12 protein-coding genes are annotated in these 13,360 nt (G+C 61.2%); 2 read left to right on the plus strand and 10 right to left on the minus strand.

Annotated elements, in window-relative coordinates:
• Window positions 1-41: 41 nt before the first annotated feature.
• The gene (locus tag IEV54_RS06785) at window positions 42-1,886 is read left to right on the plus strand and encodes a Na/Pi cotransporter family protein (RefSeq protein ID WP_188434350.1); all 1,845 of its coding nucleotides are present in this window, start codon (window positions 42-44) and stop codon (window positions 1,884-1,886) included.
• On the opposite strand, the gene ggt is transcribed toward IEV54_RS06785, so the two are convergent.
• The 6 genes from ggt to IEV54_RS06815 form a co-directional block, all read right to left on the minus strand.
• Window positions 1,873-3,618: a gamma-glutamyltransferase gene (gene ggt, locus IEV54_RS06790; RefSeq protein WP_150276567.1), complete on the minus strand. Its 1,746-nt coding sequence runs from the start codon at window positions 3,616-3,618 to the stop codon at window positions 1,873-1,875. The genes IEV54_RS06785 and ggt overlap by 14 nt on opposite strands.
• A 4-nt stretch (window positions 3,619-3,622) precedes the next feature.
• Window positions 3,623-3,871 carry a YfhL family 4Fe-4S dicluster ferredoxin gene (locus IEV54_RS06795; RefSeq protein WP_150276568.1) on the minus strand — a complete coding sequence of 83 codons (249 nt, stop codon included), beginning with the start codon at window positions 3,869-3,871 and terminating at the stop codon, window positions 3,623-3,625.
• Window positions 3,872-3,904: 33 nt separating this feature from the next.
• Window positions 3,905-4,384 (minus strand): pantetheine-phosphate adenylyltransferase, encoded by a 480-nt coding sequence (coaD, locus tag IEV54_RS06800; protein ID WP_150276569.1) that lies wholly within the window; start codon window positions 4,382-4,384, stop codon window positions 3,905-3,907.
• 83 nt (window positions 4,385-4,467) lie between these two features.
• Window positions 4,468-6,066 carry a GMC family oxidoreductase gene (locus tag IEV54_RS06805; protein WP_150276570.1) on the minus strand — a complete coding sequence of 533 codons (1,599 nt, stop codon included), beginning with the start codon at window positions 6,064-6,066 and terminating at the stop codon, window positions 4,468-4,470.
• Window positions 6,067-6,086: 20 nt separating this feature from the next.
• The gene (locus tag IEV54_RS06810) at window positions 6,087-6,620 is read right to left on the minus strand and encodes a twin-arginine translocation pathway signal protein (protein ID WP_150276571.1); all 534 of its coding nucleotides are present in this window, start codon (window positions 6,618-6,620) and stop codon (window positions 6,087-6,089) included.
• A 16-nt stretch (window positions 6,621-6,636) separates the two neighbouring features.
• On the minus strand, window positions 6,637-8,079 hold the full coding sequence (locus IEV54_RS06815; protein ID WP_150276572.1) for a coniferyl aldehyde dehydrogenase: 1,443 nt from the start codon (window positions 8,077-8,079) through the stop codon (window positions 6,637-6,639).
• Between the two features lie 120 nt (window positions 8,080-8,199).
• Between IEV54_RS06815 and IEV54_RS06820 the strand changes: the two genes are divergently transcribed.
• On the plus strand, window positions 8,200-8,853 hold the full coding sequence (locus IEV54_RS06820) for a TetR/AcrR family transcriptional regulator (RefSeq protein WP_188434356.1): 654 nt from the start codon (window positions 8,200-8,202) through the stop codon (window positions 8,851-8,853).
• Window positions 8,854-8,863: 10 nt separating this feature from the next.
• Here IEV54_RS06820 and IEV54_RS06825 read toward each other — a convergent pair whose 3' ends face one another.
• From IEV54_RS06825 to IEV54_RS06840, 4 genes are read right to left on the minus strand one after another with little or no spacing between them, the layout of a single operon-like run.
• On the minus strand, window positions 8,864-9,841 hold the full coding sequence (locus tag IEV54_RS06825; protein WP_150276574.1) for a hydrolase: 978 nt from the start codon (window positions 9,839-9,841) through the stop codon (window positions 8,864-8,866).
• Window positions 9,838-10,413 (minus strand): 16S rRNA (guanine(966)-N(2))-methyltransferase RsmD, encoded by a 576-nt coding sequence (gene rsmD, locus IEV54_RS06830; RefSeq protein ID WP_150276575.1) that lies wholly within the window; start codon window positions 10,411-10,413, stop codon window positions 9,838-9,840. The genes IEV54_RS06825 and rsmD overlap by 4 nt, the downstream gene beginning before the upstream one ends.
• Window positions 10,410-11,975, minus strand: a complete 1,566-nt coding sequence (locus tag IEV54_RS06835; protein WP_150276576.1) for a M16 family metallopeptidase — start codon at window positions 11,973-11,975, stop codon at window positions 10,410-10,412. The genes rsmD and IEV54_RS06835 overlap by 4 nt, the downstream gene beginning before the upstream one ends.
• On the minus strand, window positions 11,975-13,357 hold the full coding sequence (locus tag IEV54_RS06840) for a M16 family metallopeptidase (protein WP_150276577.1): 1,383 nt from the start codon (window positions 13,355-13,357) through the stop codon (window positions 11,975-11,977). Before IEV54_RS06840 ends, IEV54_RS06835 begins: the two co-directional genes overlap by 1 nt.
• Between the last annotated feature and the right edge of the window lie 3 nt (window positions 13,358-13,360).

Consider the following 13,360-nt stretch of genomic DNA (forward strand, 5'->3'; position numbering starts at 1 on the left):
CAGCCCGCAGCCTTTTTACGAGTAGTAGGCTGATGCGCAACATGTTCAAACCCCTCTGGGTGCCAGTGCTTCTGCTGGCGCTTGTCGTATTGTTTGTCTGGAAATCAGACCTGGCCACCCTGGCGGCCGGCATAGCCCTGTTCATGCTTGGCATGTTCCACCTGCAGGATGGTTTCCGGGCTTTTACCGGTGGCGCGCTTGAGCGCTGGTTGAAGCGTAGTACCAATCGCCTGTGGAAAAGTCTGCTATTTGGTGTGGCCAGCACGGCCCTGGTGCAATCCAGCTCACTGGTTACTCTCCTCACGATGGCCTTCCTGAGCGCCGGCATGATCAGCTTGGTGGCAGGCATAGGTATTATTTTTGGTGCCAACCTGGGAACCACAACGGGCGCCTGGCTGATTGCCCTTGTGGGCCTGAAGGTCGACCTGTCCGTAGCGGCAATGCCCCTGTTGGTATTCGGCGTCCTGCTTGGTCGCCGTGCCGAGAGTCTGTGGAAGGGGCTAGGCCAGTTACTGCTGGGTATGGGCCTGCTTTTTCTGGGTATTGACCTGATGAAGGCGGGATTTGTCGGCTTCGAGGGTCTGCTGAGCCTGGACGGTTTGTCCGTATCCGGCTGGGTTGGCGTGCTGATTTATGCCTTTATCGGCCTGTTGGCTACGGTACTCATGCAGTCCAGCCATGCGGCGCTGATGTTGACGTTGGCTGCGCTGGCCAGTGGTCAGTTGCTGTATGGCAACGCACTGGCGATGGCGGTGGGTGCCAACCTGGGCACCACGGTCACCGCGGTTATCGGCGCCGTGGGTAGCAACAATGCCGGCCGCCGGCTGGCTGCTGCGCATATCCTGTTCAATCTGATCACCGCAGTGGTGGCCCTGGCAATCCTCCCCACATTGGTCAGATCGGTCGACTGGACCGCGGATCTTCTGGGCATTGCGGCCGAGGCCCATACCCTGAAGCTGGCATTATTCCACACCCTGTTCAACGTGCTGGGACTGTTGATCATGTTGCCGTGGATCCCGCTCCTGGTGAAGTACCTGATGCGCTGGCTGCCGGATCAGCCTGCGGTAGGGGATACCGTGACCGGGTCTGCGACCCTCAGCGAGCAGCCACGGATGCGTGCCCAGTTTCTCAATGACAGCGCGCTGCTGCATGCCGATACGGCACTCAAGGTGCTGGATCAGGAGGTGCGTAACCTCGCTGCACTTGCCCGTCAGGTCGTAGCTGCGGCGGTGTATCTGCCGCCGGGCGGTTTGCAGGATCTGTCCCGAGAGATGTTGCACCGGATGGTGTTGCGCAAGGTGCCCCTAGAGCGACGGGAGGATGCAGAGGCGTTGTACGAGCGGCACGTCAAGGGTGTATACGCGGACATCATCGACTTCAGTAGCCGTATCGACCAGTCACTGCAGCCTGAGCAGCAGCAGTTGCTGCTGGATGACAATGCCGCCGCCCGCGAGTTGATCGAGGCAGTAAAAGCAGCAAACTATCTGCAACGGAACCTGCGCAAGCAGGTCGACAGCCAGCAACCTGCCATTCACCAGTCCTACGACATGTTGCGCGAACAATGTGGCCTGGCGATCGTCGAACTTGCCCGGTTGCTGGACATGCGCGGCGACCGCGAGGCGCAGACTGATGTGTTCGAGCATTACGAGGAAGAGGAAGCGTTTTTTGCCGAGCACTATCAGCAGGAGGTGCAAAGGCATCTGCGTAACCGGGAACTGGACGGCTGGCAGGCGACGTCACTGCTTAACGACCTCCATGCCGTGCTACGTATCCGCCGTCATCTGTATCGCGCACATGTCATATTGGCCGAGAAGCCGTTGGCATCCACCGGTGAGGCCCTGGGTGAGCCGGGTGGCCGAATAGAACCGACCTTTACTCTGTCATGACTGCGGGCTGAGGCTCTGACTTGAACTCCGCCTCAGGTACAGTCTGGATCTGTGCCTGACCGACACCCCGGGGATCACTGGCAGCACTCAAGGTGCCATTGGTCTTGTCCCAGCGCACCGCATGCATGTCCCCGTAATCCCGGCCGACGGGCTTGATCTGGTGCCCCATGGCTTCCAGCTCGGCACGCTGTCCTGCATCCAAGGCAGCATCTTCAACCTGGATGTGGTCAGGCAGATACTGGTGATGGAAGCGCGGGCGGCTCACCCAGGCGTCAGGCGTCTGGCCCTCGATTGCCTCCAGCGCACCCAGTAGCACCATGGTAATGATGCGGCTGCCGCCAGGCGTGCCAAGTACCGCCAGCTGCTGGCTGTTTTCCAGCATGGTTGGCGTCATACTTGACAGGGGACGCTTACCCGGAGCGATTGCGTTGGCCACGCTGCCGGCCAGGCCGTAGGCGTTAACGCCCTCGGGGTCGGCAGCGAAGTCGTCCATTTCGTTATTCAGCAATACGCCGGTCCCCGGTACGGTGAAGGCGGCGCCGAAGGGCAGGTTGATACTGAGTGTCGCCGACACTGCGTTGCCTTGTCGGTCGATCAATGAAAAATGAGTGGTGTTATTGCCTTCGTTGAAGGGAGTCAGAGGGCCGAGTTCGGCGCTGGGCGTGGCGCGGGCAGGGTCTATATCGGCGGCCATGTTGCGGGCATGTTCCACGGATAGCAGCTGTTGCACTGGAGGCGTGACGAAGTCGCTATCACCCAGCAGCAGGCGGTCGCGGTAGACCCGGCGCATCAATTCCACCAGTTGGTGGGTCCATGCGCTAGTGCCAGGCTGCGCCTTTGGCAGTGCTTCCAGGCCCTGCAGCATTCCCGCCAGGGCAATGCCCCCGGCTGAGGGTAATGGCGCGCTGATTATCTCGTGGCCATGGCTGGAAAACCGCACTGGTTGACGGGTAACTACCCGGTAAGCATCCAGATCGGCCTGTTGCCAGGCGCCGCCAGCGTCCCGCACCGCATCCAGCAGATGGTTGGCTACCGGGCCCTGGTAGAAGCCGGCACGGCCCTGGGTCGCCAGTTGCCTCAGGGTGATGGCCAGCTCCGGTTGGCGGATGACAGTGCCCTCGGCGGGCAGCTCGCCGTCGCGTAGAAACAACCGGGCGGTTTCTGCGTCGGCGCGCATGGCTTCGAGCCGGAAGCTGCCCAGGGCCCGATACCGGCTGGTAACGGCAAAACCTTGCTCTGCGGCGTCAATAGCTGGTTGTAGACTCTTGTGCAGGGGTAGATTGCCGTACTGTACGCTAAGCACAACCAGCGCGGCTGGCAGGCCCGGTATACCCGCAGCCCGCGGTCCATTGATGGCCGGATCCCGTTGTACCTCGCCCGCACTGTCACGGTAGAAATCGCGACCAGCGGTCAGCGGCGCAGTCTCGCGGGCATCCAGGAAGGCATATTCGGCCCCAGGCTGGGCATTCTTGCGGAGCAGAAAGAAAACACCGCCGCCGAGCCCCGAACTGTACGGCTCCACTACGCCCAGAGTAGCGGCAACCGCGACGGCGGCGTCAAAAGCATTACCGCCCTGATCGAGGATCTGGTGGCCGGCTGCGGTGGCCATCGGGTGGGCGCTGGCTACGGCCTGTTCTTCCAGGGCTGCGTGGGCAGGCAAGGTACTGCCAAGCAGAATGCATAACAGCAGGGGGATGGCCGCCAGGCGGGGTCGGCGCAGTCTGTATTGCATGGGCTTATTGGCCTGTCAGTATGTGGTATTTCTCCAACAGCTCTTCCTGGCTCTCGACGTGTTCCGGGTCAAGTGGGATGCAATCTACCGGACAGACCTGCTGACATTGGGGCTCGTCAAAATGCCCTACACACTCGGTGCACAGGTTGGGATCGATTACATAGATCTCTTCACCTTGGGAGATCGCATTGTTGGGGCATTCGGGTTCGCAAACGTCGCAATTGATGCAATCGTCGGTGATGATCAGGGACATGTATCGGGAGCTCCGCGTGAAAAACCCGGCGGTCTATTCGTGGTAGCGCTTGATCAGCGCTGCGTTGACGGACGGGTGCACAAACTTGGTGACGTCCCCGTTCAGCGCGGCAATCTCACGCACCAGCGAGGAGGAGATATAAGAATACTGCTCCGATGGCGTCAGGAACAGGCTTTCTACATCTGGAGCCAGGACCCGGTTCATGTTGGCAAGCTGAAATTCGTACTCGAAATCCGATACCGCACGCAGGCCACGTAACAGCACGTTGGCATCCACCTTCTTGACGAAATGCGCTAGCAGTTCGGAGAAACCCACCACTTCCACGTTGGGAATGTGTGCAAGCACCTCGCGGGCCATGTTGACTCGCTCTTCGAGCGTGAACGCGGGGTTTTTCTTGGTGCTGGCAGCAACAGCCACCACCACCTTGTCGAACAGGCGTGCGGCGCGCTCCACCAGGTCGGTGTGCCCCTTGGTGATGGGATCGAAAGTGCCGGGATAAAGAACCGTGTTCATTGCGACTGATCCTGCAACAGTGATTGATGCGCCGATGGTAGCCCAATGCTGTCCCCAGGGCCAACCGGAGCCCTTCCGATAGGCTAGGTCGGGCTCTGCATCCGGGTAGCCAGACTGCTGGCCAGCCTGGAAACCAGGCCATAGATCGATAGCTGCGGGTTGGCGCCGATGCTGGTGGGGAAAAGTGAGCCGTCAAATATCGAGAGATTCTCTATCTGGTGGTGGCGTCCCAGACTGTCGGTCACCGCCCGGGTCGGGTCTTCACCCATGGCGCAGCCGCCCATGACGTGTGCACTGGCCAGGCGTACGTCATAGATAGCGTATTTCAGGCCCTCCACTTGCTGCTTGAAATCTGTCCAGTTGCGGCTCATCTGTCCCTGGCTGTGTACGGGCATCACTGCCTTGGCCCCGGCGGCGAACTGAATTTCGCCCATGGCAAGCCAGGCGCGGCGGGCGCCGTCCCAGATATAATCATCAAGCGGGTAGTCAAGCACCGGGTTGCCATCATCGCGCAGTGCCACGCTGCCGCCCTGGCTGCGCTCATCGAAGCCGTCACGCATCAGCGCGATCAGAATGTTGCTCTGCGCGAGCTTCTGGTTGCGCTCGAAATTGGTCTGTCCATGACCACCGAGCAGCGCCGAAGTAATACTCGGCTGCATGGGCGGTACCTCGAGCTTGAAGCCGATCGGCCCGGTGGTGCCGTTGCTCCACTGGAACTCATCCGAATAGATCGACTGTGGCGCCCCGTAAAAACCATTGATGTCGTTATCGTACTGGGCGACGTTGAAGTTCACCGGATGCAGAAAGGTGCGCTTGCCCAGGCGGCCGTGCGGGTCGGGAGCGCCGGAGCGCATAAGCAGTGCGGGACTGTTGATAGCACCACCAGCCAGTACCACATGGCGGCCGCGCAGGGTAAAGCCCTGGCCATTGGCGAGCGTTAGCCGGTCGTTCATGGCGCGGCACTGGACACCTGTTATCAGGTCACCCTCGAAGACCAGCTTTTCCGCCCGGGCCGTATGGATCAGGGTGGCCCCCTTTTCCAGCGCCGCAGGTATGGTGGTCACCAGCATCGACTGCTTGGCATTGGTCGGGCAACCTGTACCGCAATAGCCGAGGTTCCAGCAGCCGCGCACGTTGCGCGGAATCACCTGCCAGTGCCAGCCCAGGCTCTCGCAGCCAGCACGAATCACGTCGTTGTTGGCATTGGCCGGCACCGCCCAGGGCGCAACGCCCAGGCGCTCCTCCATGCGTGCAAACCAGGGAGCCATACTCCCCGAGTCCAGGTTCTTTACGCCGTGCACATCGGCCCAGTGGGCCAGGGTCTGATCCGGGGTGCGAAAGCTGCTGGTCCAGTTGACCGTGGTGGTACCGCCTACCGTACGGCCCTGCAGAATACCGATACCGCCGTCAGCCGTAGCGCGTGCAGCGCCTTCCTGGTAGAGCTCGGCATAGGCCTTGGCCTCGTCGTTCTTGAAATCACTGGAGGTTTTCAGAGTGCCTTCTTCCACCAGCAGCACCTTCAGCCCGGCCTGGGCAAGAATCTCTGCGCTGGTGCCTCCGCCGGCACCGGTGCCGATGATGATGACATCGGCTTCAAAGGTTTGCTCGGAGTCGAATTCACTGGCATCCAATACCTGCCAGCCGCGGTCAATACCTTGTAGAAATAGATCGGGAACGGGCATGTCGATTTACCTGCAGAGAATCAGATTTGCGGCGGGCCGGGATAACCGGCGGCGGCCCAGGAAGCGGGGGTGGCGTACCAGGCCATCAGAAGCAACTGGCTGAGGGCGTTGTGGCCCTGGCGCAGCATGTCCAGACGGCTATCGCGCCAGCGTTTCAGAAAGGCCTGCACCTCGGCAATTGACGCCTTGTCCCAACTGCCCCAGATGCCGGTCATCGGACCACGTGTAATAGGCATCGACAGCATGCCAAGCAGGTCGGTGACCTGTGTCTGTACCGCTGTGGAGGTCCAGGCCAGAGTGGTGTCCAACTGGTCTATAGCGGCTTGCAGCGTATCCTGGCTGAGCGCTGGATGCGGCCCTACCAGGCCACTCATGATCGCCGCCACCACCGGAATATCCGTATCGCGCAGTACTGAATAACCGACGCCGGGTTGGCTGCTGCTGCAACCGGAAAGGGTGGCTGTCATGCCCACTGTGGCCAGCGTCGCGCTGGCACCCAGACCGAGCTTCAACAGATCCCGCCGGTTGATCCGGGCGGAGTTGATAGAGTTCATTTTCGGCTCCCCGCCATTAACGGATGAACAACTTGTAGACCAGCTTCAATACCGCACCACCATAGGGAGGATAGATAGGCCGCGCGCCATTGAAGCGTTGCTTGATATATATGCCCTTGGCCTTGCTGAAGGTCAGAAAACCTTCATGGCCATGGTAGTGCCCCATGCCCGAGGGGCCGATACCACCGAAGGGCATGTCATCCTGTGCCACGTGGAGGATGGTGTCGTTGATACACATGCCGCCCGCATGGGTCTGATTCATCAGCCGCTCCTGCTCGGGCTTGTCATAGCCGAAGTAGTAGAGTGCCAGTGGCCGCGGGCGGTCTGCTATGTATTCCATGGCATCTTCAATGCGGTCGTAGGGCAGAATCGGCATCAGGGGACCAAAGATCTCTTCCTGCATGATTTTCATGTCGTCGGTGACATCCAGCAGCAGGGTCGGGGGCAGAATCCGCGTGTCGCTGAACTCCTCGTCCTTCGGATTCAGCTCGATGACCCGTGCGCCCTTGTCGCGAGCATCCTGGAGATAACCCTGGATGCGCTGGTGCTGACGGGGATTCACCACCTGGGTGTAGTCGGTATTGTCACGCAGGCTGGGGTAGAGCCGCGCAAACTGCATGCGCAGGGCTTCGATCAGCTCATCAACACGTTCTCGGGGGCACAGCACATAATCGGGGGCCACACAGGTCTGTCCGGCGTTCACGCCCTTGCCGAAGGCGATGCGTTCTGCCGCGTCGGCAATGGGCACATTCTTGGAGACGATGGCCGGTGACTTGCCGCCCAATTCCAGGGTGACAGGGGTCAGGTTCTCCGCTGCTGCGCGCATAACGTGCTTGCCGATACTGGTGGCCCCGGTGAACAACAGGTGATCGAAGGGCAGTTGGGAAAATGCCATGCCCACCTCGGCCTCACCGGTCACCACGGCGACCTGATCCTCGGGGTAGATATCCGCGAGCATCTGCGCAAACACCCTGGCTGTCTCGGGGGTGGATTCGCTCATCTTGATCATCACCCGGTTGCCGGCCGCCAGCGCGCCGGTCAGCGGCCCCATGGCCAGATACAGCGGATAATTCCAGGGTACGATAACGCCCACCACGCCCAGGGGCTGATAGATCACCTTGGCCTTGCCGGGCTGGAAGGCCATGCCAACGTGCCGGCTGGATGGCTTCATCCAGCGGCGCAGGCGCTTGCTCACGTATTTGATTCCCTCAAGGGCGGGCAGTATTTCCGCCAATTTGGTCTCGTCAGCAGAGCGGCGGCCAAAATCGGTGCTGATGGCCCTGATCAGCGGTTCCTGATAGCGCAACAGCGCTGCCTTCAGGGATTGGAGAGTTTCGATCCGTTTGTCTGCCGTGGGCATGGGATCATGACGAAAGGCCGCACGCTGTTGCTTGAACAATAGCTGCATTCGCGAAATCGACTGTTGCTGGTCCTGCATATAAGCAATATCGGCTACCATGGCAACGCTCCGGCAGACCTTTATGGGCCTGTTTTATTTGAGAAAGGGTATTTTTAGAGCAATTGCTCTAAGCTGTCAATGCAACTGCCCGTTCGGTGGGACATCCGAAACATTTTGACACTGAGAGAAGGCATGAAAACCCGCGATCGCATACTCAACGCAAGCCTCCAGCTATTCAACGAGCTCGGCGAGCGCTCGGTAACCACCAACCATATCGCGGTGCATCTGGGTATGTCGCCGGGCAACCTGTATTACCATTTTCGCAATAAGCAGCAGATCATTGCCGAGCTGTTCAGCGCCTATGAGCAACAGGTGGACGCTTATCTGAGTGTGCCGGAGGGTCGGTCGCTGGTCATCGCTGACAAGGCGCATTACCTGGAGTCGATCTTTGCCGGGCTTTGGGATTACCGATTTCTGCACCGGGATCTGGAACACTTGCTCAACAGCGATCCGGACCTGGCTCAGCGGTATCGGGTGTTCTCCCAGCGCTGTGTCCAGAGCGGCCAGAGGATTTACCAGGGCCTGGTCGACGCCGACATTCTCTGTAGCGAGCGCACCGATCCACAGGCATTGGCGACCAACAGTTGGCTGTTGATGACCGGCTGGGTGGGCTATCTGTATACGACGGTGCTGGACCCCGAGCAGCCGCAGCTGACGCCAGATCTGTTGCGGCGGGGCGTCTACCAGGTGCTGGCGCAGGAACGCGGGCTGCTGACCGAGAGCTCGCGAGAGGCCGTGCAGGCCATGCTGGATGATTATTACGTGCCGCTGTGAGGCTGATTACCTACTGCTCAGCAAACCATTGCGGCAGGCGCCGCTCCAGGTAGAAGCGCGGATTGAATGGGGAGCCCTCTACAAAACCGACATGCCCGCCGCCGGGATGCAGCTCGAACCGGGTGCCGGGGGCCAGCTCGCTCTGTTCGGGCAGGCTGTGGGGATAGACAAAGGGATCGTTCAGCGCCTGGATGAGCAGCGTGGGTACGCTGATGGTACCCAGGAAAAAGCGGCTACTGCAGCGACGATAGTAATCCTCGGCGCTGGCGTAGCCATGTAACGGGGCCGTGACACGATCATCGAAATCCCAGAATGAATCCATGCCCTCCAACGAGCCGAGCGCGGCCAGACTGGCTTGCTCGGCTTCGCGCCCCTGGTGGGCAAACAGGCGTTGCTTGTTCCTGACGTAGGCCAGCATGTCGCGCATGAAGCGCGCCTGATAGACCCGTGAAAATCCCAGTTGCAAGCGGTCCGCGCACTGGTCCAGGCGAAAGGGCACAGACACTGCAGCGGCGGCCTCAAGGAGCGAGTCGTTGCCGCGCTCGCCCAGGTATTTCAACAGCACATTGCCGCCGAGGGAGTAACCCGCTGCATACAGGCGTCGGTGCGGGGCGGCTGCGTGCAAGTGGGTAATAACCTCGGCCAGGTCCTCGCTGGCGCCGGAGTGGTAGCCACGGGCCAGGTGATTGGGCTCCCCGGAACAGCCACGCCAGTTCACAGCCACGCTCGGCCAGCCCATCGCGGCCAGCGCTTGCTGCTGACCGAGGATATACAGCGAGCTGGAGCTGCCGGTCAGACCGTGCAGGAGAATCACGCAGGGCTGGTCCGCTGTGTCCGGCCCGTACCAGTCCAGATCAAGAAAGTCGCCGTCGGCCAGGGTCAGACGTTCGCGGCGCCGCTCCAGCGCAGGGGCAGTGCGGCACAGCGGGCCATACAGAGTGGGCAGGTGCCCGCCAGGCAACCATCTGGCGGGGCGGAACGGGGTCATGCGTTGCGTTGCCAGAGGCTGTACCAGACTTGTCCGGCGCGCTTTTCCCGGTGCAGTGACCAGGTGGCAGGCCGTGGCAGCTGGCTTGGCGGGCATTCGCTTTCGGTATAGATCATTGCGTCAGCGCTCAGCCAACCGTTGTCTTCCAGCGCCGCACAGGCTGGCGCTAACAGGTCCTGGCGAAACGGTGGATCCAGAAAGGCGAGCTCAAAGGGCTCCGCAGGCGGGGTAGACAGCATGGCCACAGCGTCCTGCTGGCGTACTTCCGCCCGGTCGCAGTCCAGGGTCTGTAGATGCCCGCGCAAGGTATTGACCACTTCCCGGCTGGTGTCGCCGGCAAGGACCCAGGCGGCACCGCGGGACAGGGCTTCCAGGGTCAGAGCGCCGCTTCCGGCAAAGGGATCCACGCAGCGCGCCCCTTCGATATGGCCACTGAGCCAGTTGAACAGGGTCTCGCGCACCCGGTCCGGCGTTGGCCGCAAGCCGGGCTGCTCGGTGAAGCTGAAACGGCGGCTGCGCCAGTTGCCGGCAATGATGCGCAACTGGCTCTGACGATTGGTTCCGGGCTTCATTGTGCGGACTCCGGCGGCGCATCCGGCACAATAACCTCGTCGGTCGCTTCGGCGTCTTTCAGTGCATTCACTTCGGCCATAACGGGTTCAGGTCCGACTGTCACGATAAGCCGACGCTGCGGATCGATGTGGCGCTGAAAGGCCGCGCGCACGTCCTCAACCTCAAGCTTCTCCACCTGATCAAGAAACAGTTGCATGTGGTTGAGCGGCAATCCGTAAAAACCGATCATGCCCAGTTGGCCAACGATGGCATCATTGCTCGCCGTGGACAGGGGAAACTCCCCCATGATCTGACGCTTGGTGCGGATCAGCTCCGCCTCGGTCGGCCCCTCACTAACGAACTCTTCGAGGGTTGCATCTATCACTTCCAATGCCAGTTCGACCTGATCGTTGCGCGTCTGCATGCCAATCTGGAATGGGCCTGCGGCCTGCATGGGCACCAGGCTGCTGCTGACCGAATAGGACAGGCCACGCTCTTCGCGAATCTGTTCCATCAGGCGTGAACCAAAGCCGGAGCCACCGAGAATCTGGTTGCCCACGTAGAGCGCCGCGTAGTCGGGGTCGTGCCGGCTGATACCCAGTTGGCCGAGGAGAATGTGGGTCTGCTGCGAATTGAACACTACATGCTCATGCCGGGACGTCACCTGATCGGGCTGGGCCACCGCGGCCACTGCCGGGCCCTGGGGTAGGGTGCGGGAAAGGCGACTGGCGATACGCTCCGCCTCTGCTCTGTCGATATTGCCCACCATGGCGATCACCGCATTGCCGGCGGTGTAATACTCTTTGTGAAAGGTGTCCAGGATGCCCGGCGTCAGCAGAGCCAGGCTCTCTGGCTCGCCCGAGGGCAGGCTGCCGTAGGGGTGCTCGGGGTAGAGCCCCGCCCAGAAGGCTTCGCTACCCAGCGCGCCAGGGCTCTGCAGACGCATCTGCAGACTGGCCTGCAGCTGATTGCGCAGACGTTCGAAGGCGTCGGCGGGGAAGCTCGGCTGGCTAACTACACGGGTAAACAGGTCCAGGGCCGGCTGCAGCTTGTCGTGGGCGGTCAGCGTCCGCAGGCCGGTCAGCGCCATATCGCGGTGGGAGCTGTTGTCGTACTGGGCGCCAAGTTTTTCGAAGCCCGCGGCGATTGCGCCGGAATCCATACCCTCGATCCCCTCGTTGAGCATGCCATTGGTAACCATGGCCAGGCCCGGGAGGGTGCCATCGCGGCTGGCGCCGGCAGCGAAGAGTAGCTGCACGTCGAGCATTGGCAGCTCGACGGCCTGCATGAAATAGACACGCGCGCCTTCGTCCGTGGTCCAGTGCTGCAGGTCCAGGCTGCGACGCGCGGGCGCCTTGTCCAGGTTGATGCGCTGCAAGGAGTCCAGCTCAGGTAACGTATCGGTGCTGGCCTCCGAGGGCAGCGCATCGTTCGATTCGGCCGCGGGTGCCTGCTCTGCGGCGGCGGTTTCAATAGCCGGTTCGTCTGGCTTGATCGATTTGCTCAACAACAACGCGAAAACGAGCACCAGCACAACTACGGCCAGCACCCAGCGAACCATGGGTATGGGTTTTGCCGACATCAGTTGGCTCCTTGATTGGCGGGTGCTGCAGATTGCGCTACCGGTGGTGTGGGCAACACATGACCCCGGGTCAGGCGCTCGGGTACCAGGAATTTGCGGGCCACGGCGCTTATCTGCTCTGGCGTCACGGCCTCCAGTGCGTCGGCATCCTGTTCGATCAGTTCCCACGACAATCCGACGCTTTCAAGCTGGCCTATCAGGTTGGCTTGGTGGGTAATGCTGTCCCGTGCGTAGACGTCCTGGGCGATCAACTGGGTCTTGACCCGTGTCAGCTCGGCGGAGTCGGGCGGGTTGTTCTTGAGCTGATCAATTTCGTCCCATAACGCGGCTTCCAGATCGGCCAGGCTCACTTCACGTGACTGGTTGGGCAGGCCGCTGAGCGTAAACAGGGTGTCGCCACGGGTAAATGCGCTGTAACTGGCATTAACCGAGGTGGCCACCGAGCTGCCTCGTTCCAGGCGGCTGGGCAAGCGCGCGCTGTAACCGGCATCGAGTACGCCCTCCAACAGGCGCAGGGCATGAATCTCCCAGGCTTCCTCTGCGGTGCTCAGGCTGGGCACATTGAAGCTCATCAACAGGCTGGGGAGTTGTACGTCGACTTCGATGGTCACATTGCGCTGGGCGCCGCCCGGCAGTTCCAGGGGTGCTTTCTGGGCGGGTAGCTTTCCGGCGGGGATGGGTCCGAAGTAAGTTTCTACCAGGGGCCGGACTTCCTCCAGGGTTACATCGCCGACTATGACCAGAATCGCATTGCCCGGTTGGTACCAGGTGCCATACCAGGCACGCAGATCCTCGATGGTCAGGCGTTCGATGTCATGCATCCAGCCGATTACCGGTTGCTGGTAGGGGCTGGCGATATGGGCCTGGGTCAGAAAGCGTTCGTAGGCAAGGCTGTTGGGGTTGTCGTCCACGCGCAGGCGACGCTCTTCCTTTATCACTTCCATTTCACGCAGAAATTCGTCTTCCGGCAGCCGTGCGCTGTGCATGCGCTCGGCTTCCATCTCCAGGGCAATGGGCAGTTGCTCGCGGCTAAGCACCTGGTAGTAAGCGGTGTAGTCGCGGCTGGTGAAGGCATTTTCCTGGGCGCCCAGGCTGCCCAGCAGTTTGGAGGCTTCCCCCGGCTCGAGGTTCTCGCTGCCCTTGAACATCATGTGTTCCAGGGCATGGGAAATACCGGTCTGACCGGGCGGCTCGTGGCTGCTGCCGACCCGATACCATAGCTGGGAGACCACCACCGGTGCGCGGTGATCTTCACGAACTATCACCTTCAGCCCGTTGTCCAGATGGAACGCGTGGGTGGCCTGGCGCGGCTCCTCGGCAACGGCCGGGAGGCAGGTGAACGCCAGGACAAGTGTCGTAAAAGCGGTTTTCAGCCGTAGCATGCA

Source organism: Halopseudomonas salina (genome assembly GCF_014637955.1).
GTDB classification, from domain to species: domain Bacteria; phylum Pseudomonadota; class Gammaproteobacteria; order Pseudomonadales; family Pseudomonadaceae; genus Halopseudomonas; species Halopseudomonas salina.